We start from the raw sequence: 23690 nt of genomic DNA, 5'->3' as shown, positions 1-23690 counted from the left end.
CCGCAAGGCTTCGGCCGGAGTCGGCGGCCTTCCGCGTACGGAGGTATGCGGGTTTCCAATCATGTGCATGGGTCCCGTCTGCCTCCTTGCTCCTAACCAAGGATAAACGCCTACCGGCGTCTTTGACGCTGGTGTTTACCATGCCACAGCGGGGATATACTTTCTGATACACCGAAAAACCGGCTCCCGGCAACTACGCATCGCCGATGCGCAGTCACCGAAAGCCGGTTCCCTTTTTCCCTGTCTATACGCCTTTATAGGTGATTTTGCGAAAAACGCCCGGCGTCGTGCCGACCTCCTTCTTGAACTTGCGTACGAAGCTCGATACGTCGCAATACCCGATTTCGGAGATGATCTCGATGAGCGGCTTCTCCGTCGAACTGAGCAGTTGCTTCGCTTTTTCGATGCGCAGGTAATTCATGTAATCGGAGATATTCTGGCCGGAGCATTTCTTGAAATAATAACTCAAATTGGAAAGGGACATGTGAAAATGGTCGGCCATATTCTGGACCGTAAAATTCATGTCGTGGTAGTTACTGTCGATATAGGCGACCAACTGCTGGAGCAGCTCCTGATCGTGCTTCTCTCGATTTTCCTTGATGTACCTGCAGATCGACTGGCAAACCTCGTTGACGCTCCGCCCGAGGTCTTTCACGGTTTCGAATTGGGCGAGCGATATGACGTCGATATAGCCTTTATCCAGCCCGACGAACTTTTTATTGATCAATTGCATCGTCTTCAATACGGTATTGATAATATCGTAGCACAGGCAGCGTGCTTCAAACAGCGGCATGTCGGACCGGGTAATTTGATTTACGAGCTCCGAAACGGTAGAGGAAATTTGCTCGGTGTTCCCTTCGATGATGGACAGCTCGAGCGTTCGAAGCGCCTCGACCGGATACGAATAGTCCGATGCGGCCACGATTTGCGTATTTTCGAAATAAATGATTTGGTCCGTTCCTTTGACCAGCCGGTAATCGAGCGCCGTATACGCTTCGATGCACGATTTGCCGATCTGTCTCGTTTCCGTATATCCTTTGCCGACAACGACCGCAATATGGGCGCCCAGCCGATTCATCATGATCTGCTGCATAAGCGTCAAAGCTTCATACAGCGTTTGACGGTCCGGCTCCTGGCGATCCGCCAGAACGAAAATCAGATGATTGTCGATGTTCATGCGGCCGTAACCTTCGAGCTTGACTTGCAGCTCCCGTTCCATCAGCTCGATTAGCTCGGGAAGCGATGCGGCGGACTGGTTCCGCTGCCGCTCCGACAAGGCAACGGAGAAGATGGCGACGCGAAACAACGGCTTGCTGAAGGAAATGCCGATATCGCTTCCTCTCTCGTTAAAGGCGGCCGCATGCGGAAAAGATCCGCGGATCAGGCTGCTAAGCAGAAAGTCCTTGACTGCGTTGCGATTGCTTTTGACCTGATCATTCAGCATCTTATTCGTACGATTGATCCGGTTGATCGTCATTCGCACCGCTTCGAACTCGTTTCCGGTTTCGGCGACGCTTCCGGTCTCCGATTCCGCAAACAGGCGTAGCTGGCGGATCGGCCGATAATTGACCCGCATATTGAACAGGATCATGATGCCCGCGGCAAGGACGATCGCTAGGAGAGCCCATTGGAAGGTCTGCTTGGCGGCGATAACCTGGCTCATCGCTTCGACGACAGGCATGATCATAAAATAGCTCCAGCCCGTTTCCGGGGACTGAATGTAAGAAACGAAATGGGAGGAAACTCCCACCTTCGTGATGATCGACTGCTCGGGCAGATCCGGTCGAATGAAGGCCAGCAGCTCCTGCCCGGTCGGACGATTGATTTCTTTGGAGGCGGCGACGATCTGGCGATTCGGGTTCATCGCCATGATATTGCCTTTGTCGCTGCCCATGATCTGTTCAAACGCCCGCTGCTTGATGATGAACAGCACCATGCGTTTGTCGTAATTCGAGCTGTTGGGCACCAAATACGTCACGATCTTGCCCCCATCGCCTCCATCCGAATCGCTGCCTGGCACCCAGACCGCATTGCCGTTTATGTTCCGGGCCGACACTTGAAATTGTTCTTCGGAGACCGCATCTCCGTAGTATGTTTTCAAAAAATCCTTCATCGTGAACGTTCGCGTCGAGGAGACGAACTTGTTCAACTGATTGTAGTAAACCACGACATCGGTTACAAAGTTGCTGCCGGAAATATAGCTTTTTAATTGATGGATGCCTCTGGACGTATTATTCGGACCGTCGCCGATTTGCTGCGTCGTCAGATCCGGGTTGTTATAGATTTGGTAGGCCACCGTGTTCATGCCCGTAATATTCGTATCGACGGCGGTGACAACATGCTGGAGTAGATTGACGTTGTTTTTGACCACTTCTTCTTTCAGCAAATGGAAGAAATAGTTGTAAACCAGCATGGCGATAATGGCGAGAGGGATGGCTAATACCAGCATGTAGGAAAACAAATACTGCAAATACAGCCGGTTTCTTTGCAAAACGCTGCGTTTTGGCCAAAGCATATTCGCATACCGCCTTTCCTTACATGATTGCGCTTTCATATTGTTTTTGTTATTAAATATATCTCAAACTTCCGGGAATGTACATTCGCCGGACGCCCCACCGCCCACTTTGGAATAATCGCCTATGCCTCAACAACCGCATATTTACGAAACCATGCTTACTTGCTATTCTTGTTGTATTAATTAGCGCTATGGGGTCGACCCATCTGCGGCAAAACGGAGAGGAAGATAGAATCGTGAACAAATGGACCGGATTGCTTCTCGTCGTCGCGTTAGGGTCCGCCATTCTCTTGCCGGGATGCGAGCGATCGGCAACTTCCGACTCCCCCGTCGCTTCGGGAGACGCTAACCGGATTATCGAAAACGGCGTCGCCGTCCATTTGACCGGGTATCCGATTGTGGACCGGCCGATAACGCTCAAAACCGTCATCGTTACCTCGTTCAAAGGCGACTACAATCAATCTAAATTTTTCCAAGCCTTGGAGAAGAAGAGCGGCATCCATCTCGATATCAGACAAATATCCGTCGACAACCGGGACAAGCTGAACCTGATGTTCGCCTCCAGGCAATATCCCGATCTCATGCTGCGCGCCGACCCGTCGCCGTTTCAAATCGAAACGGCGCAAAACGCCGGGGACATCGTACCGTTCTCCAGCCTGCTGAAATACGCTCCCAATTGGACGAAGCTGCTTCATTCGAATCCCGCCGTCAAAAAAGCGATGACCGCCGCTGACGGAAACATTTATGCGCTCGGCCTCGTTCAACAAAACAACGTCTATTTGGGCATACGCGATCAATGGTTGATCAACAAGAAATGGTTGGACCAGCTCGGTTTGCAGGTTCCGGCCACAACCGAGCAATTCGCCTATGCGCTGGCGCAATTTAAGGCGAACGCCGGAAAAGGAGACATTCCGAAAGACGCGATCCCGTATTATTTTCGTTGGGATCAATATGTGGGCGGTCAGTTGGATTTGTTCGGGGGCTCCTTCGGCATCCTCGTACCGGACGAAAACTATGTGTCGGTCGAGAACGGCAAGGTCCGATTCCAGGCCTTGAATCCGGAAATCAAAAAGCCGCTTGCCTACTTGCACAGGCTTTATGAGGAGGGGTTGATTCCGCCCGAAGTATTCACGGACGATTGGAGCGCTTTTTATGCGAAATGGGGGGCAAAGCCGGAAATTGCCGGATCCTTTGAAGCCTACAGCAATCCAAATCCCGACGTCTATGTGCCGATGCTCCCGCCCAAAGCCGAAGGCGTGTCCAGGCAGCTGTACCGGCGGCAAACCTGGATCGTCCGCAACAATCAGTTCACCATCTTCAATAACAACAAGTATCCGGTCGCCACGGCCCGGTTGGCTGACTTGCTGGCCGATCCCGATTGGACCGTACAGGAATTGTATGGGCTGTTCGGAGACGGTACAAAGAAGAATGACGACGGGACGTACGACATTTTGCCGGAAAGCGGGACCGAGGGCGAATTTCCCAATGTGGATGGCATATCGGCCATGACGCCGGATTTAGCCGCCAAGCTCCGTTACCTGCCGGGAAACAGCAATGCCGACCGCGCCGGGGCAGTTGCGATGTACGAGCCGGTTGTCGCACCGCTCGACATGTTCTTTCCCGATTATGTCGCCTACTCGCCGGACGATCGCGACAAGCTGACTCAGCTGCAGATGAACGTCAAGGAGTACGTCAGACAGACGTTCATCCACTGGGTTGTCAATGGCGGCATCGAGCAGGAGTGGGATGCCTATGTGGCGAAGCTGAAGAGCATGCGCGTAGACGAGATGATCGCGATCATGCAAAAGGGGCTGGATGCTTACAGCAAATGATGAGGATGGCTCATTTTGAGAACAGCGCAATTGTGAAAACATGGTGTTTATTTAAAAAATGGCGGCGTTAGGGATGCTATCCCTGCGCCGCCATTTTCCTTTTTTGTTCCACTGCCGCCTTCTTGAGCAAATTATGGGCAAGCGAAAGCCATCCGGCCTCAAGGCTTACCTTCGGCAAGCAGCGTAGCAGAAATCGCCGGAATCCCCGGTTATGGGCTTGGCCCCTCCCATGACCGGACTTTCACGGCTAGAAGATGCGTGCCTCCGGGCACGCCCAACATGAAAGGAGGCCCCCCCCAGGGGGCCTCCAATAAAATCGGTCAGATTTACTTGGTTACCTGCATGATCATCGTCTCGCTCGAAGTCGCTCCCGCGTAATTGACGAGCTCGCACCGGTACTCGTACGTACCGGCCGGCTTGCCTTGAATCGCCGTAACGGCCGATTGGGTTTGCGGCGATGCGCCTGTGAGCGCCTTCGTATCGATCAGCACGCCGTTTTCGTACAACCGGTATGTCGTCCCGTTCGTCCCCCACCACATGTTCATGGTGACGTTGAAATTTCCGTCCCCGTCCCAGTTGTCATTGGCAAGCACCGCTTTGGCAGGAGCTGCTTGGGTGACGTTGACGTTCCAAACATCGCTTCGCGTGGTGCCGTAAGCATTGGTCAGCTCGGCGTAGTACCGGTACGTGCCGTTCGACTTATAGGTCACCGCCGTTACGGTAGACTGGGCATTCGGCGACCGGTCCGTCAGGATGCGGGTATCGATCAGGACGTCATTTTCGTACAGCTTGTAAACTCTGCCGTTATTGCCCCACCACATATTCATGGCGACGTTGTAATTGCCGTCAAAGATGCCGGTATCGTACCCATTGTCATCGGACAGAACGGGCTTTCCCGGCGCACCCGTGCTTGCGGACGGAAAGCTGTTTACAACAGCCGTCGCCGTACCCTTGTTACCCGCAGCATCCGTAAATTCAAAAGTGAAGCTGCCATTGTAATAAAAGGTGTAGCTGGGTGAACCCCCATTGTTCGTAATCGTCACCGGTTCGCTTGGCGTAACGGTCGCGACGACTTGGCCGTCGGCCGCCGTACCGCCGTATGCGACCTTCGCGGTCGGCGCGGTCCTGTCGATCTTGAACGCGACCGTCTTCGCCGCTTCAACATTCCCCGCGTTATCCGTCGAACGGTAGCTGAGTGCATACTCGCCATCCTGGTCGAACATTACGGGACCCGTATACGTCTGCCAGGTCGCCCCGCCGTCCGAACTGTAAGCGGATGACACTACTCCTGAGCTGTCATCGGAGGCGCCCAGCGATACCGTAACCGGCTGCACATACCAGCCGTTCTTTCCGTCCGGCTGGGCAGGCGATACGGTCGCTGCGGTGACGGGAGCCGTCGCGTCGAAATTATAGTACAAACTGTCGATTTCCGTCTGCGTCAATGCTTTGCGGTATAATTTCAATTCATCCAGCATGCCGACGAAGTTTTCGCCGCCTCCGGGATTCATGCCGATGCGATCCTCCTGGGAAGGGGAATAACGCCGGTAATAGTCTTGGCCGAAAGCGAACGTTCCGCCGGGAGACTGCTCCGTTCTGTCCAAATACAGCTTGATGGACTTATTCTTGAAATCGGCGACCCCAACGATATGATGCCACGAATTCGGGCTGTTGAAGCCCATGCTCTTGCTCTGGTAGCTGTCGGTCTTGTCGCTACGCGCTCCGAGCCGGATCGCATCGGAGTCGACGATCAACTCGAGCCCCGCCTGCGTGCCATCGATGCGCGTGCCGAGAATATCATAGCGTGATCCTTGCGCCGGCATCAGGCTCGGGTTGATCCATACGCTGACGGATACCGCGTCGGCATTGGCGATTTCATTGCCGATCATGTAGTGCATGTCAAGGTAATCCGTCCCGTTCATGCTTATCGCCTGCCCGTACTTCCCGGCTGCATACCCGCTCGTGCCAACGCGGATCGGATCGTTCCCTTGGGCCGAATCGTCGTGCGAGTAGCCGTTGAAGGAATAGTCTCCGACCAAACCGGCGGGCTGCAAAACATTGCGGAAATCGGCAAGGCGGTGGAACGTCATCCGATTGGAATTGTGCTTGGAGTTAGCCCCGTTGTAGGAAGTGCGGGAAACATAGATCAGATCGTTGCCCTCAAACTGCCAATCGACGTATTGGAAGCCGTCCTTCGCGGTCGAATTCGCCCAACTCAAGTTCTCGTCTTCCTGGATGAGCAGCTTGCCGCGGGTCCAATGGACAAGATCCGTCGAGTAAATGAGCGACAGCACGTTGCGCTGGTTGTTTTGCGTCACGTTGTAATCGGTATGCTCATTGACGAGCGCAATATATTTGCCGGAGGCAGCATCGTAACGGATCGTGAACTTCACGTCACCCCCGGGGAAGTCGAATTCCCCGTATTTGGTAAACGTCTTGTTGTCCGCGCCGAGCTTGTATATGCCTGCGCGATTGATCACCGAACGCCTGAGCACATCCCACACCTGGCCGTCCGGCCCGACTACGGCATTGCCTTCGATATACAGATTGACGTCGGATTCGTTCGATTTTGTCCAGCTCGAAGGATCCATCAAGTCTGCCGTGTCCGATGCAGAAACGATAAACGCCCACATTCCCCATGGATATAATACCTCGAACCCCTTATAGATGCGTCCGTTCGCTTCCACCACCGGCGTAGGCGCCGTGTGATATTTGACGTTTTTGTCATCCCCTTGATAAAGAATCGAGGCGTCGCTCCAGGTCATGCCGCCGTCGGTGCTTTTGCGGATGGCGATGGAGCCGAGGCTATAGTTGGTTCCAAGCAAGTAGACGGCCCCGTTATGTTCGAACAGCGTGCTCCAATATTGGCCGACAATCGTAGCCGTTTGCGACCATGTGGCTCCGTCGTCCGTAGAACGAAAAACTTTGGTCGTTTTGTTCGATGCGTTCGGTCCGAAGTCGTCATCGCTCGCAAGCAGCGTCCCGTCGGAGAGCTTCACAAGACTGGGACTCCCGATGTAGACGCCCGTGCTTGCATCGGAGTAATCGATCTGCGACTTGAATACGTCCGCATAATTGTTGGCGATAGCGACGGGGATTCCGGCAAACAAAACGAAAAGCGCCGTGAATAGAACAAGTAAAGCCTTGCCCTTCCTTTTTGCCCTCATCATGAAAACTTCCTCCCTTGATTATCGTTCTGCTTCAATAAACAAGCTCGCGAAAATCTCTGACGGTGTGAAACGAAATGAAATTGCCGTTATGCGCGCTGTATGCCCGCCCGTCGCCCGACCGGCTGACGATATGCAAATCCTCGCCGTCAATCGCCATCGCCGCATAATGCCGGGACTCCCTTGCCGCTCTACCTGACGCGACGAGACCGGCAAAGCACCAATCGATGCCGTTCTTGGAAAAATGAAGCTGCAGCCGCGTCCGCTCATTGTTCGGGAGATTGTACCGGTCGGCCGGCAGCCGTTCCGCCCGCGTCATGCTATCCGTCGCCTGCGTGCTGAGCAGCCAGAACAGCCGCGTCACATCGTCATAAAGGATGTGGAATTTCATTTGACCGCCCGGACAAGGAACGAATGCTACCCGTTTCCCCGACGGGACGGTCTCCAGCATCGTTGTCATCGAGCCGTCCTCCTGCTCGACGACCTTGGCGATCGCGGCATAGCCGCTTCCGCCCGTATGCGCCCGCATCCACAGGTGGAACGTCCTGCCGCTCGGATCATGCCAAACATGGTCGGGATCGGCGAATTGCAACACGTTAGTCTCGAGCCATCCTGCCGGGGCGCAGCCTCTGCCAGGCGAGATATCGATATACCGCATAGGATCTGCATGAAAGAACGGAACGCCGAAATAATCCAATGTCTCCGCAGGAACGGCGTCGCAAAAGGCAAGCTCCGAAGAAAACGTCCAATTTTCGGCGCGGGTCAAGTCCGCGTCCGTTCGGCCGCGCATCAGGACCGGCGCCAATTCGCCGACCGCCCATACTTCAATTTTGCCGTGAAGGCGCTTCTCCATGACCAGATAGACCGATCCGTTCGCATAGTGAACGTTGCAAGGCGCTTGATGCCACTGCTCCCCGCGCGTCAGGCTTTCCGGCTCCGTCCAGCTTTCTCCGTCGTTATCGGAGCGCATGATCGCCAGATCGCCGTTATGCCCCAATACGTACAACGCGCCGCCTGCAACGAACGGCCTTGCGTGCACGAACGGAAAGTCTCCCCGGTGCATCCACGTTTTCCCTCGGTCATCCGACGTGAATATTTTCCCGTGGGGCGGCTGCACGCCGGGACCGCCAAGGTCCATGGTTACGACGAGACGGCCCGATGCAAGCCGGACGATGCCGGGACTGTAGCAATAGACGGACGACGGATCGGCGGATTCATAGATTTTGACAAATTCATTTGCAAGCGGTTTCATCATCGCCACCTCCTAACCTTTCAGCGAGCCGATCATAACCCCTTTGACAAAATACTTTTGGGCAAAAGGATAAATGCAAAACACCGGTAAGCTCGATACGATAATGATGCCGTATTTGACGGATTCGGCCAGGAACGTTTTTTGCGCCATATCCTGGTCCCCGATCCCCAATTCAAGCTGCTGCATCATCTGCGTCTGGCTGGTCAAAATTTCTCTCAGCACCAGTTGAAGCGGGATTAGATTTCTATCGTTTAGGTAAATCAAGGCGTTAAAAAACGAGTTCCAATGCCCGACCGCACTGAACACGACAAGCACGGCTATGATTGCTTTGGACAGCGGCAGAACGACTTTCGTAAAATAACCGATGTTGCCGCACCCGTCCATTTTCGCGGCTTCGAACAATTCCTGCGGGATCGTCGATTGAAAAAAAGTCCGGGTAATGATGATGTTCCACATGCTGACGCAGCCGAGGATAATGACGGTCAGCGGATTATCGATCAGATGAAGCTTCCGTACCAGCAAATACGTGGGAATAAGCCCCCCGTGTATGAACATGGGGATAATAAACAGCGTAACGATGAACCCCCGCCCGACCATATCCTTCCGCGAGAACGCATAGGCGGTCATAAGCGTAAGGGAGACGCTGAGCGCCGTACCTCCGATCGTATAAAAGACGGTATTCCGATATCCGATCCACAGCTGCTTATACTTGAAAATCAAATCGTACCCGTACAAATTGAACCCTGCGGGAAACAAAACCACTTTCCCTGTTCCGACAGCTGCAGGATCGCTGAAGGAGGCGATCACAACAAAATATAACGGATAGAGCACGATAACCAACAACAGGGCCAGAAAAGTAACATTAATAACATCATAAACAACATCGGCCCTGCTTCTGCGCACATCGGCGAACACCTTATCCCCTCCTCAGAAAATGCCGTTTTGGCCCAATTTCTTGGCCAATTGGTTGACGGTCAGCAGCAAAATCAAATTGATGATCGAATTAAACAGCCCGACCGCCGCGGAAAAGCTGAATTGGGATTGCAGCAAGCCGACCTTGTACACATAAGTCGAGATGACTTCGGATGTTTCTAAGTTCAACGAATTTTGCATCAGAAACGCTTTCTCGAACCCGACGCCCAATATGCCCCCGCAGCTTAAAATCAATAGCGTCACAATCGTCGGCATAATGGAAGGCAGATCGATATACCACGCCCGTTGAAACTTGTTGGCGCCGTCGACCGTCGCCGCCTCGTGCAGGGAAGGATCGACGCCCGAAAGCGCCGCCAGGTAAATGATGCTCCCCCATCCCATTCCCTGCCAAATGCCCGACCAAACGTACAGATGGCTGAAAGCGTTCGGATTCGTCAACGTCATGAGCGGACCGTCGATAATGCCGGCGGCATTCAACAGCTGGCTGACCACCCCCAAGCGGGGGGATAGAAACACATTCAGCATCCCTACCAAAATGACCGTTGAAATAAAATGGGGCGCATACGTGACGGTTTGCACGACTTTCTTGAATTTCTTGCTCGTGGCGCTGTTCAGCGCCAGAGCAAGAATGATCGGAATCGGGAAGCCTGCGATCAGCGAGTAAAGGCTTAACGACAATGTGTTTTTGATCAGCACCCAAAAGATATCGAGTTTGAATAACCGCTCGAAATGATACAGGCCGACCCATTCGCTTCCCCAAATTCCTTTGATCGGCTTGAAATTCTCGAATGAGATCAACACGCCGTATAAAGGCACGTAATCAAACAGAATGACGTAGATCAGCGCGGGAAGCACGAGAAAGTACAAGCCGATGTTTTCTTTGACTTTAAGCAGTTTTTTGCTGATTAGTTTGACGGAAGTGTTCGTTGTCATCACTTGTTCCGGATTGATGGTTTTCCACTCCCTTCTGCGAGTTTCGGCGGTACCGCCCGGTTCATCGGTTTATTTCCCCAGCTTGCTTGCGGCATCCAGCTGTTTTTGGTTCAGCTGCATGTATTCATCCAGTCCGAGGTCTTTCAGCTTCTTCGTATAAGCGTCCCATTCGGCGTCGATATTGCCTTTGCCTGAAATCCAGCCCGCGATCGTCGTCTTGATATAATCATTCAGCGACTTGCTCAAATCCGTCATTCGCAGCTTTTCCTTCTCGCTCAGCAATCCGCTAGGCAGCGGCGGGTAGTTCAGATCTTTGGCCGGCAAAAATTTCTTGTAAATATTCATGTAAGCCCATTCCCGCGTTCCCTCTTTGGTGAAATTGGCGTTGACGATCTTGTTGTTGAACATGTTCTCGTCGAGAAGAGCTATTCCGTAGTTGGCAAGCCCTTTATCGGCATCCGCCACTTCGCCGGTCGGGGTCAGCAGCTCGTATTTGCCGTCGGCATTTTTCTTCCACAGTACGCCCTGGCTGCCGTAGTTCTCCGTCAAAGACCATTCCGGATCCGCCAGCAGCTCCGCCAATCTTGCCGATGCGACCGGATACTTGTTGTTTTTGAAGATGACGAAGTTTCTCGGCCAGATGCTTTTGGTTTGGCGGCGGATGTATGGCGTTTTTCCGTTGGAAGGCTTAAGGGGCGCCATCGGGTACCACCATTTGCCGTCCTTGACGTTCTGCCCTTGATCCACAAAAGAGGTCATCGAGCCCACCAAGGGAGGATTGGATGAAATCGCGGCCGTATATTTCCCCCAGTCATCCGTAAACGATTCCGGAACCATCAGCCCGTTCTTGTACAGATCGGCCATATATTTGATCGGTTCCTTCAGATCGGGATTCGTGGCCTGCGACTTGATTTTTCCGTCCTCAACAATGAAATAGCTGCCGGGTGCATACACCCCGAACGTTCCGTACATATCAAACTGACCGCCGATGCTGTTGCCGTACAACGCATAGTAAGGGATGACGTTTTTGGGAATTGAGCCTTTACCGGCATTATTTTTGAAAGCCGTCAGCACGTTTTTGAATTCGTCCGTGGTCGTCGGTATTTGGAGCCCCAGCTCATCGAGCCATTTTTTGTTGATAAACCATTGATCTCGCAAGTTATAGGACGTTTCGTTAATGACCGCGTAGGGAAAGCCGTACAGCTTGCCGTCCGGCATGAGCGCCTGCAGCTTCAAATCCGGATTCGTGTCGAAAAACTTTTTCCATGTGGGCGTGTATTGCATCAGGTTTTCGATCCCTATGATATCGCCCGCATCGATCGCGTCCGCCATGGCCTGGCCCGTGGCGTCCATTCGGAACCCGATATCCGGAAAATCCCGGCTGCTGAACATCAGATTCGTTTTTTCCGCATCGCTGTACAATTTCAAGTTGATTTTGATGTTTGTCTTCTCTTCAATCTTCTTCCAGATGTCGTACTTGGCGATATCGCCCATATGGGCTCCATAAGCAATTCCCACGGTTAACGTGACGGGTTCTTTGGTGATCGGATACCCCGTAGCGTTCGTTACGCCGCCGTCGAGCAATTTGCTGTCCGCAGTTTGATTGTTTTTTTCGGCTGTCTTCGTATCCGTACAACCTATTAACGTTCCGCCGACTAGAGCTGTGCATATCGCAGAGGCGACAATTCTGGCTCCTTTACTCCTCATTCGCTTTTCCCCCTAGAAGAAATTCTGCTTTCACGTACTAATGTAAACGATTACACAGAGATAGAAAATTTCATTTTGGGACTTCCTTTTGTCTTTTTGGGACATTCGATCGGAGCGAGTAAGCGATTGCCGAAGTTGATCAGTCGTTTGGGGGCGCGGTCACAGGGTATGGCTGGATATGCACTTGAGCAAGCGAAAAGGCGAGGCCAAACGCATGCCTGGCGTGTCGCTCCGTTTCACAAACCACCCTTGTTGTAAAGGGGGCATTCACTTTCGGGTATCCTTTACGCTTGACCTGTACAGTCCCGGAGGCATGCCTTCTTCCCTTTTAAAAAAACGGTTAAAGTAGTATTCGTTCGAGAACCCCAATTTTTCCGAGATCTCCTGGATCGTCATTTCCGTATCTTCGAGCAGCGCTTTTGCAGCCTGCAGCTTCGACTTCGCAATCAGCTTATTAGGCGTCATATCATGGCATTCCTTGACAATCCGATTGAGCTGTTTCTCGCTTAGTCCCATGAGCTTGGAAATATCGGCTACCGTAATTTTGTCGAATCTCTTCTTGCTCAGATGTTCGTGTATCACATCCATTCGCTTGTCGTTCATATTTTTTCTAATTTTTAGCTGGTATGGAGCCTTGGGGGCTTTGGAAGCATCGGCCATTTGCCTGGAAAGAGCAACCAAAATCGTCAGAAAGAAGCTTTTGATTGCGGTCATGAATCCGTCTTTTCTCTGCGTCGCTTCCTCTAGGGAATCGAAATATAAGCGCTGCGTCTTTTCGTCTACGGCAAAAGGCACCGGGAGCGCATCGGCAAATTGGGAGGAAAGAAAGGAAAACTCGTCATCCTCGCCCCCCAATTCGATATCGAAGCATAAAATAAACGTTAACAGCTCCTGTCCGTCAACATGCCGTTGGGCATGAGAAACATGGGGGGCGATCACGATCGCATCCCCCTCGTACAGCAAATGTTCCGCATGATCGAACAAAAACCGGCAGCTTCCCTTCGCAATGAAGTGGATTTCCACAGCGGCATGCGAATGGCGTTTGACGATAAATCTTCCCTTTTTCTCTTTGATTCTGAACCAATGGACTTTAATATGAGCGTTGCCGCTCTGAAAACTCAGATCCAACTCATACAACTTTTTACGGCTGTCTTTTGAGATTGGATGCATGAGTGTCACCATCCCGAAACGTTCATTATCGTTCGGAACTGCTTCTCCGTCCCTCTGAGCTGCTCGATCTCCAGCTTCATAGAAGCGGTCAGGCCGACAGAACCGCCGGAACGTCCGCGTAAACCGATCGGCAAGCCTTCCAGTTGCAAATAATATTTGGCATTGTACGGATAAAGCTGGCGCTCGATGGCGGATGCCGAACCGAGAAATTGCTGCAGTCTTGCCGCTTCTTCCGGTTGGCTCCGCTGCAGCTGCAGCAGGCGTACATATAGATCGGGATGGAAGTTGGCCATCACGCCGCTGTATCCGGCTGCCCCCATGTCCAGCGATTGCAGCAGCGTAGCCGCATTCGCGTTGAACAGCTTCAGACGCGTCCCCCGCACGGCGTTCAACTTGGCTTCGAGCTGCTTCAGATCGCAGCATGTGTCCTTCAGAAACAGGAACCGTCCCGTTTCCGCGCACCACTTCAACAGTTCCGGAGATAGCAGACGCTTATAAGGATACGGGCATTCATAGATGCCGAAGCTTACGTCCGGCACTTCGCGAAGCAATCGGTCGGCATTCCGCTTCCAAACGTCGTCCGCTTCCTCGCGGCTGGCCAGCCGGTTGCTGACGATGACGAAAGCTTCGATTCCTTCCGCCGAGATGGCGCGGATTTCGTTCACCTGATCCTCCATAGACTCCGATATATGGCCGGAGGCGATGACCTGAACCCGTCGGGCAGCCCGTTCGCGAACGAACCGGGCAAGCCGCACCCGCTCATCCAGCGACAGATGGAACATCTCGCTTGACTGGCAAACCGCAAACAATCCGCTCACGCCTTTGCCGATATACCACTCGATCAATTGCTCCAGCGTTTCGTAATCGATCTCGCCCGTTTCCGTAAACGGGGTAATCATCGTAGGCCATACGCCGTCTTTTACCATGTACATATCCCTCTTTTCACTGTCCTGTCGCGTGCGGTCAACCCTTCACCGATCCGATCATGGCGCCCTGCACGAAATATTTTTGCACGAACGGATAGATGCACAGAATCGGCAGGATGGCCACAAACACGACGGCATACTTGATATTGACGGCCATGACGGCCATGCCGCCGGCCCCGGTCATTTCCGATCCCTGGGTCGCCATTTCCCCTTGAATGACGATGTTCCGCAAAATGATTTGCAGCGGGTACAATCGTTTTTCATTCAAATAAATCAGCGCCGGAAAATAGCTGTTCCAGTGGCTTACCGCATAGAACAGAAACATGGTCGCCATAACGGGGAGCGACAAAGGCAGTACTACGCGCAGCAGAATACGCAGTTCTCCCGCTCCGTCCAGATTGGCCGATTCGTGCAAGGCGCTCGGTATTTGCTCGAAAAACGTCCGCATCAGAATCATGTTGAACACATTGATCGCCGCCGGAAGCAGCAGCGCCCAAATCGTATCGACCAATCCGAGCGAATGGACAACGATATACCGCGGAATGAGCCCGCCGTCGAAAAACATCGTAAACACGACAACCAGCGAGAATAACGACTTGCCGTAGAAAGCCTCCCGGGATAGGGGGTATGCGCAGAGGGCGGTCATGATCAAATTGACGAGCAGCCCCAAAGACGTATAAAGCAGCGTGTTTCCGTACGCCTGCAAAATCGAGGGGTCGCCGAAGATGATATCGTACGCCTTCCCGTTAATCCCTGTCGGCAGCCACGTCACCTCGCCCCGGCTCACCGCATCGCCAGCGCTGATCGAAATGATCCCCATGTAATACAAAGGGTAGAGGGTTACAAAAACTACCAGAAGCATGATGCCGATATTGACAATGTCGAACAAACCGAATCGATGCGCTCGCATCTCTACCCTCCTAAGGGCTTTCGTCAGAAAGCCCACTTCGTAAGCATCAACCGCCAAGTTAAAACAGCCCGGTTCCGTTCACCCTTCTTGCGACCCGGTTGGCCGAAACGACCAGCACAAAGGCCAGCACCGACTGAAAAATGCCCACGGCTGCGGCGAAGCTGAAATCGCTGTCGATGAGTCCCCGCCGGTATACGAACGTTTGGATTACATCCGCCGTCTCATATGTGGGGCCGCTGTACAGCAGCAGTATTTTTTCGTAGCCGACGGACAGCATATGCCCGACAGATAGCAGCAGCATAACGGTAATGACGCTGGAAATGCCGGGAAGCGTCACATGAACGATCTTCTTCCACCGGCCGGCGCCATCGACCGTAGCCGCCTCGTACAGCTGCGGATCGACGGACGTGAGCGCGGCCAAATAAATGATCGAGTTCCACCCCATGCTCTGCCAGATGTCGGAGCCGATGAACAGCGTCCGGAACCATTCCGGCATCGCTAGAAACGTCCTCGGCTCGCCGCCGAACCATTCGACGAACCGGTTGATCAAACCGTCCATCGACAAAAAGTTGACCAGCATCCCCGCAACCACGACCGTGGAAAGAAAATGGGGAACGTAGGCGACGGTCTGGACGAACCGTTTGAATATCCGGCTTCTTAGTTCGTTCAGCAGCAGAGCGAACGCAATCGGCGCCGGAAAAGCAAACAGCAGCGAATACATGTTGATGAGCAAAGTATTCCGAACCACTTTCCAGAAATAAGGGTCGGTCATGAACATCCGGAAATATTTCGCGCCGGCCCACGGGCTGTGGCTAATCCCTTTCACGATCGAGTAATCCTGGAAAGCCATCAAATTGCCGAACATCGGCGCATAATGGAACACAACAAAGTAGCAGAGCGGAAGTGCGAACATGGCGTACAGAACCTTGCTTTTGCGCAGCTTCCTCCTAGTTTCCGCCCATCTTCCAGACGGGCGTTCAGTCATCGGCATGATATCGGAACAATCATGCGCCATTGCTAGTTCACTCTTGCCAGTGCCGTGTTATAAATATTGACCAGCTCGTCCGCGCCTTTGGCCTTAGCCTGCTGGACAAAGCTGTTCCAATCGTTCAGAGCGCCTTCGGTCATGATGAATTTGTCCATCGTCTGGGCGATGTAGGAATCGAGTTGCGTGCGCACCTGCTTCAATTTTTCCCGTTCTTCCTTATTGAAAGGCGGGTCAAAATATTGCCGGAATGCGGTGCCGTCCTTCCATTCCTTAAGTACGGCCTCGTTCCATGCGATCGTATCCTGAGGCGTCGGGAAGGAAAGCCCTGGATGGTCGTCCGTGTTCAGCGCCAGCCCCAAATAGCCGGTGCCAAGCGCCGATTGCATCGTCCGGACCGGATCCGGCTTATCCTTGTACTTGTTCAATGCCGTATCCGATATTTTGTATTCCCCGTTTACCTTCGTGTAATCGGCATTTTCGACGCCGAAGCTGGTCAGATCGGTGCCTTCCGGGCCGTATAGCCAATCGATGAACGACACGAGCTCATCTACATTTTTCGCCTTGGCGTTGATGACATACGATTCGCCCAAGTGATCCAACTGATAGAGCAGGCTCCGTTTGACGCCTTTATCGCTGGCCATGGTCGACAGAACGGTGAATTGAGCGTTCGGATCCTTCTTGTGAAGCGTCAGATTGAAGCTGCTGGCGAAACCGAAATTGTCGATGAAGAACATCGACTTGCCGGAACTGAGCTTCTCCTGCCAAATTTGCGATGTCGCCGTCACGTAATCGGGATCAAGCAGCTTTTCCTTGTACAGCTTGCGCAAATAGACGATCGCCTCTTTAAATTCGGGACTGGAAGGACCGAACTTATATTTCTTTTCGGCGGGATCGTAATACACCTTAGCTCCGGTCGGGTTCGTGTATCCGCTGCCAAAGCCGAAGGCGACCGGGTTGATTAAGTTTTCTGTGGCCGTCAAACCGTTCGCGCCGCGGGCGGTATACGGATACGAATCCGGATACGCTTCCTTCATTTTTTTTAAAACCTGATACAGCTCCTCGTAAGTCGCCGGCGCCTTCATGTTCACTTGGGCCAGTACGTCTTTGCGGATGGTCGGCATCTGTCCGCCCTGCATGCCCCATCTCGAAACCAAGGGAAAGCCGTAAAGCTTCCCGTCCAGCTTATTTTTATTGATTTCGGGATGCTCCTGCATGATCTTTTTGAAATTCGGCATTTTGTCCAGATACGGGGTCAGATCGAGAAATACGCCCGAGTCCGCGAAATTTTGAATATCCTCCTGTTTCACCAATAGCACGTCCGGAATCGTGTTTGTGGAGATGAGCGTCTTTTTTTTGTCATCATAGTTGCTTTGCGGTACGCTCTGCAGGTTCAGCTTCACCTGTTTGCGCTTCTGGATTTCCTGGACGACGGCGGAATCCGCGACGAGTGCCTGGGAAGGATGCTCGTATCGCATCCAGGTCAGTTCCAGTGCCTTCGCCGGCTTGGCGCTCTGCTGCGCGCCGGGCTGACCCCCTGCGTCTCCTTGGTTCGTCCCGTTCGCCGCGGTGCCTCCACAGCCTGCGAGCAATGCTGCCGACAAGGCAAAAGCGCTGCCGCCGGTCAGCCATTTCCTTTTTTGCCGCATGGATTAAAAACCCCCTTCAGTTTTGTCATGTTCGCTTGCATCACCAATCGTAACGTGCAGGACGGGGCTGCAAAATAACCAAAAAGGAATTACTTGAGCCGTAATTCCCCTTTTTGCGCCATGATTCATTTTTCCGCCTCGTTGCAAAATGTCGCATCGGATTGCGATTCCTTCCGCTGGCCGTACAGTTTCCGGTATTCCATCGGCGAAACGCCTTCGTGCTTTTTGAACATGCGCAGGAAGGTGGTCCGGCTGAAAATGCCGATCCGGTCCGCGATCTCGTTGATTTTCAAATCCGTCTGCGCGAGAAGCTCCTTCGCCTTCGCCATCCGTATGAGGCTGATCGTATCCGTAATGGTGCTGCCGGTCGTTTCCTTAAAAATGCGTGACACATATTTGGGCGAAAGTCCGATCTCGTCCGCCACTTTTTCCAAGTAAATGTCTTCTCCGTAATGGGCTTCGATATAGCCGGTTACGATCGAAACGACGGATGCCGTTTTTCGTTCCGTCTTCACGGCGGTTCCGGCAACGATTTTGCGGTAGAACCCGAGAAGAAGTTCGATACGCCTGTCCAGTTGATCGGGGATAACAACCCCTTTGTTCAGTTCCGCGTAGTCTTCTTTCGATACGAACAAGGAAACCTGCAGCCGCTTCTCCGTGATGTACCGGTAGCCCGTATTGAACAGCTCCGTAAGCAGCGCGCCCAAATAATGATTCGATACGCCGCGGTTGCGATTGATGGTGACGAGTAGCTCGACTTCCTCTCTCAGCAGCTCTTCATCCCCCGACTTTAGACCGTTAAGCACTTTGGTCTCTTCAAGGAAAGAGTAAAAGTACGTGCGCTCGATTGCCATCCGGGACGCATCCAGAACGAGCAAATCGGCCTGCTCCGGCCTTTGGTCGATCGCCGTAACGGCATCCTGAAACGAATTGCCGATATCCCCGATCGTCGACGCGTTGCTGCCAACTCCGACGGTCAAATGGCAGTAGATCATATCGTATTCAAACGTTTTTTTCACTTTATCAAGCGCTTGATCGAGCTTTGCACGTTCCTCCGCGCCGGGCAGGTTGACGATTGCCGCGTAAAAACTCCGTTCATATTCCAGCAGATAGCAATTCACATGCTGCCGCATAATGCCCCACAGCACATTTCGCAGCTTCTCCTGGATGAGCATGCGGTCCGGTTCGCTGATCTCGCGGTAGAACGCGTCTTTGAAGCGGAATAGGAAACAGCAGCATAAACAGTCGCCTTCCCGAAATCCGATATCCTGCAAAACCTCGGTCACGGTGCCGGGCTTCTCCCACTCGTTGCCGCCGAGCAAATTGCGGAAAAATTGCTCGACAAGCTCGTTCGTAAACCGTTGCACCTTGCGTACCGTGTCTAGATTGTCGCTAACCAGCCGATTCACTTGATTCCCGATCCGCTCCAGCTCGCCCTGCCCGGCCAAATTGCCGTCTAAACTGCTCGGGGCTTCGGATTTCAGCAAAATATTGCGGATGTTCCGAATCGGATTATACAAATTGATGCTGAAAATGAAGGAAAAAACGATCCCGATCACGACCAGGCTTAGGCATATCCAGACAATCATATTCAGGATATTCGACGGTTCCCCATTGAAGGAGGAGACCGGCGTAACCGAATAGTAATCCCAGCCGAAATCGTCGGACTTAGCATGAACGGCGACGGACGGAGCGCCGTGCACATCGAGTACCTGGACCTGCGAAACGTTTGGCGAGGCGGCAGCAAACGCTTGTCTGATTCGTTCCGCCGCATCGTCATCCATCCCTTTGCTTCGCAACAGCGTACCGCTTCGGGTATCGAGCGCCAAATACGAGGTTGCGGAATAGATCGAGTTGTTTTCGAGCATCGCCGTCAAGGCCGGAATCGAGAGGGTGGTGACCAGTGTGGCCGGCCTCCCGTTCACATATTGCGTCGTCGCGCTCGGTATGACTTGATGTACGGTATGGTTGATGGCGTTGACGGTCTCGTCGGGCAGCATGATTTCGAACAAGCTATCCTTCTTCAGCTTCCCCAACCAGAACTCTTTGGGCCGGTCGGCAAATCGGGAGAACGTATCGAAAAACGTGTCGAATTGAATGACGCCGTCGCCGGAATACACTTTCTCGTCGTCGATATAGACAAAAATATTGTCGATGACGGGGCTCACAATGCTGCGGTTCGTTGCAATCGCTTTGACGATCGACGGCGTATTCACCCTGTCGGTATCGGTCATCAGCCCGTTCGGACGCAAATTCTGCTGGAACGTATCGCTGAACAGGAGCGCATTGTTGGCTGCCTGCACCATTCTCAAAACCATATCGATCGTTCCCGCGGAAGCATGCAGATTGTCGGCAAGCTGGGCGGACGTTTCTTTCTTGATTAAGCGATCGACATTCCCGTATACGAACATGCCTATGACGATAATAGGCACAAGCAGAGAGAGAAAATAGAGCAAAATCTTGTAAAACAAACGATTGTTGCGCAGCCGCAGCCTCGTCGCCACGTTCCATTCCATCGAAAGGCTCCCCTTGTTTCAAACTTTTTTGTGCAAAAAAGAGTGCTTGAATTCGGTTGTAATCGTTTACACACAGTCTAGTATAATTTGCTAAATGCGTCAATTTGCTTGTTATCAACTGTTAAATTGCAGCTTATTGGTAATAACCGATGTGTAAACGATAACACAATTGGAATCTTTCGAAACCGGGATGGTATTCGATGCGTAATTTGACGATGTTTGGAAAACCAACGGTAAGCATTTTATTACAAATCAATATTAGATCCGGCCAGAAAACAAGGCTAATATAAGTTCATATTGATTAAATTAGAAGTTAGAAAAAATCTATAATTCTTTAAACCCTCGAACTTGAATCCAAATCCAAAGAGGACGATTACAACAACCATAACTCTCAACCAACCGAGTAATGAATCGAAGAATTGAGCCGTTTTCCAAATAACTAGAATTACTACAACTATCGATAGGATAACTAGCAATAGTACTGAATCTCTACCCAACCGGCCTTTTCCTGTGACCCAACTTTGTCTGTAGCCGAAGTTATTACTTCTACGCAAACGATAGTATCTCCGTCTACTCATATACAATCCCTCTTAGTAGTAATATAATCTGATCGCAATCTTGAGAGAAAATTAGCTAATCACTACAAGCTTATATCCTAATCCTCAAACCTTTGGCGGTTGTTTCGGGGGACTTACGAGGTTCTGAAATAATCCATTATGGACACAAATTCCATCTTTTATACAACAGTAGAGCATCAAATATTAGTATCGAATACTGCTGTGGTGGTGGTCAATAGCAAGTTGTGATTGCACAATGAACAGCATTTCTTTTTGTGTCATAATCATCGTTATCCTTCCTTTCTCTTCATAAGTCCATAATAGCATAATATGGATTGACTCCATGATCCTGCCCGTTAGCTGAGAAGGTGCCGATGGCCCCTAAAAGAAACGCCTATATAATTCCCTTCTCCGTTCACCACGCAGCTGGGCGTAGATCTGTGTAGTGGATGCTTTCTCATGGCCTAGCATCCCTTGAATAAAATCGCTGCGTAAAGTTTTCCGCTACGTATATGACGTATGGCTCCCCCAATCCGGGTACGAGATCAATCCGGCAGTCTGCGCCGACTTCGAATACTACCCCGAGCCGATTACAGACCGCGAGCATGCGCTCATCGAAATTTATTTGCCTGTCGTGCCGAAGTCTTAAGCCGCACAAGGATAAACGTTAATGCCCCTTCGGGGCACAGGCAATGATGAAAATGCGGAACAGCGATCGCACATTTTCGTAAATAACGGCTGCACGGTTTCGTTCCGAAGGAAATCCGCGTTCACCGGGAATCGAACAATCGGCGGGATTGCCAAAAGTGCCCCTGCCCCAAAAGTTAGAACGTAATAGGGCAGTTCCTAAATATAAACAAATAAGCTTCCAAAGCCACTGTTGTAGTGGGGCTGGAAGCTTATTTGTTTGCTAGTATAGGACTTGCCCCGTTAAATTTCCATTCGCCGCCGCTTATTCGAGACTGCCGCTGTTGATCCACTTCGCGATGTCATCGATAATGGCCGGTGCAACGTTAGCCGGCTGGCCGTATTCGGCGCCGATCGAAACGCCTTCGTATGCCGTTAGCACGTGGTTCACGCCCGGATACGACTTGAATTGAACATCCTTCCGCTCCTGAAGCGCCTTTTTCCAACCGGCGAACTGCTTCATGGACACCTGCCAATCGTTCTCACCCTGCATAATGAGCAGCGGAAGGTTTTGCTTCTTCGCCGTTTCGGCCGGCTGGTAGTTTTTCTGCTCGAACCACCAGTACGGCTGAGGTAGCGGGAAGTTCGCAGGAATGTGGTCAACGGTATTTTGCGGATCGGCGACCATTTTGCCGATTTCAATCCATGCAGCGGCCGATTGCTCGTAAGCGGCTGTCACTTCTGCAGGAAGACCCAAGCTTTTCACCCGCTCAACCACTTCCTGCTGCTGCTCGATCAGCGTTTCCGCGAAGCCCAAGCTCGGAGCCGACAAAATAACCGCTCCGGCTATATCGCCCGCCTGATCGAGCCCGATCATTTTCGGCACCGCCATCCCGCCTTGGCTATGGCCGGCTACAAAGATGCGCGCAGGATCGATCCCTTCCATGCCTTTCAGAAACTCGACGGCCTCTAGCGCGTCGTCGACCGTTTCCCGCTGCAGCGTCTGCTTCGGATCCAAGGCGAATTTCAAATTATGCTCCTTCGTTACCTTCTCGTAGCGAAGAACGGCAATGTTCTGCGCAGCCAAGCCGACGGCCAAGTCCCGGAACGGCTTCACGCCGCCGATGGTCGAATCCCGGTCGTGCGGACCAGACCCGTGAACGAGCACGACGACCGGGAAAGGCCCCTCGCCGGCAGGCATCGTCAACGTTCCGGGCAGCGCGAAGGCGCCTTCGCCGATGACAACCTCTTCCTCCGTATACTTCGAGTCATCGTCGTAGGAAGGTTTTATGTACGCCGCAGGCGGCTGTGCCGGCGACAAGCCGAGATCGTCGACAAGCCCGGCCTTATCCAGCCGAATCGTCGCTTCAACAGGCACGCTCGTCCCCTCGAAAATAAACGTAACGTTATCGTGTACCCCGTTCGATACGGTGTTTGCCGAAAGCAGCTTGCCGAGCTCCCCGGCTTGCTGCCCCGCCATTTGCCATATTTGCTGTAAGCCCTGCAACGGCAAAGCGGCTTGCAGATTCGGGCTCAGCGATTTATGTGCGGCTGCAAAGTCCCCGGCGTTCAGCTGCTCCAAAAAAGCGGCTGCCAACGCGGCGGTCCCGGTCAGAGCCGGCGTTTCGCCGCTAACCTCTTGATCGAGCCGCAGCTGGCGGAGCAGCTCCATCGGGACTACCGTTTTCTCGTTGACAAGCTCGATCGTCTCCCCCAGCTCGATCGTTTTTCCGTTTAACTCCGCCTGGGCACTGCCTATTTGCAAAATAAGCGTCATGCCTCCCCGCTTTACGGTTACGGTGCGCTTACTATTTTCCCAGGTTACGACCGCGCCCGCCTTTTCGGCAATTTCACGGATCGGGACATGCCCGGCGACGGTCGCTTCCGAAGCGGCCGCAACCGCAGCCTCTGCCGCAACCGCGGTTCCGCTTACCGCCGGCATCGCTAAAGCTGCGCTCAAGATAACGGCAGCAGCCGTTTGCTTTAAATGCTTCATCCGATTTCCACTCCCTCA

General features: G+C 52.5%; 14 protein-coding genes and 1 pseudogene. 1 reads left to right on the top strand and 14 read right to left on the bottom strand.

The window, feature by feature from the left end; genetic code table 11:
- Positions 1–244: 244 nt before the first annotated feature.
- The gene (locus ACKGJP_RS12395; RefSeq protein WP_409345942.1) at positions 245–2515 is read right to left on the bottom strand and encodes a helix-turn-helix domain-containing protein; all 2271 of its coding nucleotides are present in this window, start codon (positions 2513–2515) and stop codon (positions 245–247) included.
- Between the two features lie 236 nt (positions 2516–2751).
- Here ACKGJP_RS12395 and ACKGJP_RS12390 point away from each other — a divergent pair, with 236 nt between their 5' ends.
- The gene (locus ACKGJP_RS12390) at positions 2752–4347 is read left to right on the top strand and encodes a hypothetical protein (RefSeq protein ID WP_409345941.1); all 1596 of its coding nucleotides are present in this window, start codon (positions 2752–2754) and stop codon (positions 4345–4347) included.
- Positions 4348–4423: 76 nt separating this feature from the next.
- Here the strand turns inward: ACKGJP_RS12390 and ACKGJP_RS12385 are convergent.
- The 13 genes and pseudogenes from ACKGJP_RS12385 to ACKGJP_RS12325 form a co-directional block, all read right to left on the bottom strand.
- Positions 4424–4561, bottom strand: a pseudogene (locus tag ACKGJP_RS12385) (transposase); the annotation flags it as partial.
- Between the two features lie 112 nt (positions 4562–4673).
- Positions 4674–7514: an OmpL47-type beta-barrel domain-containing protein gene (locus ACKGJP_RS12380; protein WP_409345940.1), complete on the bottom strand. Its 2841-nt coding sequence runs from the start codon at positions 7512–7514 to the stop codon at positions 4674–4676.
- A gap of 31 nt (positions 7515–7545) precedes the next feature.
- Entirely contained in the window at positions 7546–8766 is a 1221-nt protein-coding gene (locus tag ACKGJP_RS12375) for a sialidase family protein (RefSeq protein WP_409345939.1), read from the bottom strand.
- 9 nt (positions 8767–8775) lie between these two features.
- On the bottom strand, positions 8776–9678 hold the full coding sequence (locus tag ACKGJP_RS12370) for a carbohydrate ABC transporter permease (RefSeq protein WP_409345938.1): 903 nt from the start codon (positions 9676–9678) through the stop codon (positions 8776–8778).
- A gap of 12 nt (positions 9679–9690) precedes the next feature.
- Positions 9691–10629 carry an ABC transporter permease gene (locus ACKGJP_RS12365; RefSeq protein WP_409345937.1) on the bottom strand — a complete coding sequence of 313 codons (939 nt, stop codon included), beginning with the start codon at positions 10627–10629 and terminating at the stop codon, positions 9691–9693.
- Positions 10630–10698: 69 nt separating this feature from the next.
- Positions 10699–12336 carry a hypothetical protein gene (locus ACKGJP_RS12360; RefSeq protein ID WP_409345936.1) on the bottom strand — a complete coding sequence of 546 codons (1638 nt, stop codon included), beginning with the start codon at positions 12334–12336 and terminating at the stop codon, positions 10699–10701.
- A 267-nt stretch (positions 12337–12603) separates the two neighbouring features.
- The gene (locus tag ACKGJP_RS12355) at positions 12604–13506 is read right to left on the bottom strand and encodes a helix-turn-helix domain-containing protein (protein ID WP_409345935.1); all 903 of its coding nucleotides are present in this window, start codon (positions 13504–13506) and stop codon (positions 12604–12606) included.
- A gap of 5 nt (positions 13507–13511) precedes the next feature.
- Complete coding sequence (locus tag ACKGJP_RS12350; RefSeq protein WP_409345934.1) at positions 13512–14432, bottom strand: dihydrodipicolinate synthase family protein; 921 nt, start codon at positions 14430–14432, stop codon at positions 13512–13514.
- Positions 14433–14469: 37 nt separating this feature from the next.
- Positions 14470–15342, bottom strand: coding sequence for a carbohydrate ABC transporter permease (locus ACKGJP_RS12345; protein ID WP_409345933.1), 873 nt, complete (start codon positions 15340–15342; stop codon positions 14470–14472).
- A 58-nt stretch (positions 15343–15400) separates the two neighbouring features.
- A complete protein-coding gene (locus ACKGJP_RS12340) occupies positions 15401–16357 on the bottom strand; it encodes an ABC transporter permease (RefSeq protein ID WP_409345932.1) in 957 nt (318 codons plus the stop codon).
- Positions 16358–16359: 2 nt separating this feature from the next.
- Positions 16360–17976, bottom strand: a complete 1617-nt coding sequence (locus ACKGJP_RS12335; RefSeq protein WP_409345931.1) for an extracellular solute-binding protein — start codon at positions 17974–17976, stop codon at positions 16360–16362.
- A 125-nt stretch (positions 17977–18101) separates the two neighbouring features.
- On the bottom strand, positions 18102–20492 hold the full coding sequence (locus ACKGJP_RS12330; protein ID WP_409345930.1) for a helix-turn-helix domain-containing protein: 2391 nt from the start codon (positions 20490–20492) through the stop codon (positions 18102–18104).
- Positions 20493–22001: 1509 nt separating this feature from the next.
- Positions 22002–23672 (bottom strand): alpha/beta fold hydrolase, encoded by a 1671-nt coding sequence (locus ACKGJP_RS12325; protein ID WP_409345929.1) that lies wholly within the window; start codon positions 23670–23672, stop codon positions 22002–22004.
- Positions 23673–23690: the final 18 nt, after the last annotated feature.

Source organism: Paenibacillus litoralis (genome assembly GCF_046244365.1).
Classification (GTDB): domain Bacteria; phylum Bacillota; class Bacilli; order Paenibacillales; family NBRC-103111; genus Paenibacillus_V.
Note: the sequence above shows the minus strand (reverse complement) of the source record. Positions and strands in the feature narration are given on the sequence as shown.

Coding starts and splice junctions, on each gene's coding strand:
- ACKGJP_RS12395 (WP_409345942.1), bottom strand. CDS start 2,515: ATGCTTTGGCCAAAACGCAGCGTTTTGCAAAGAAACCGGCTGTATTTG.
- ACKGJP_RS12380 (WP_409345940.1), bottom strand. CDS start 7,514: ATGATGAGGGCAAAAAGGAAGGGCAAGGCTTTACTTGTTCTATTCACG.
- ACKGJP_RS12375 (WP_409345939.1), bottom strand. CDS start 8,766: ATGATGAAACCGCTTGCAAATGAATTTGTCAAAATCTATGAATCCGCC.
- ACKGJP_RS12365 (WP_409345937.1), bottom strand. CDS start 10,629: ATGACAACGAACACTTCCGTCAAACTAATCAGCAAAAAACTGCTTAAA.
- ACKGJP_RS12360 (WP_409345936.1), bottom strand. CDS start 12,336: ATGAGGAGTAAAGGAGCCAGAATTGTCGCCTCTGCGATATGCACAGCT.
- ACKGJP_RS12355 (WP_409345935.1), bottom strand. CDS start 13,506: ATGCATCCAATCTCAAAAGACAGCCGTAAAAAGTTGTATGAGTTGGAT.
- ACKGJP_RS12350 (WP_409345934.1), bottom strand. CDS start 14,432: ATGGTAAAAGACGGCGTATGGCCTACGATGATTACCCCGTTTACGGAA.
- ACKGJP_RS12345 (WP_409345933.1), bottom strand. CDS start 15,342: ATGCGAGCGCATCGATTCGGTTTGTTCGACATTGTCAATATCGGCATC.
- ACKGJP_RS12340 (WP_409345932.1), bottom strand. CDS start 16,357: ATGGCGCATGATTGTTCCGATATCATGCCGATGACTGAACGCCCGTCT.
- ACKGJP_RS12335 (WP_409345931.1), bottom strand. CDS start 17,976: ATGCGGCAAAAAAGGAAATGGCTGACCGGCGGCAGCGCTTTTGCCTTG.
- ACKGJP_RS12330 (WP_409345930.1), bottom strand. CDS start 20,492: ATGGAATGGAACGTGGCGACGAGGCTGCGGCTGCGCAACAATCGTTTG.
- ACKGJP_RS12325 (WP_409345929.1), bottom strand. CDS start 23,672: ATGAAGCATTTAAAGCAAACGGCTGCTGCCGTTATCTTGAGCGCAGCT.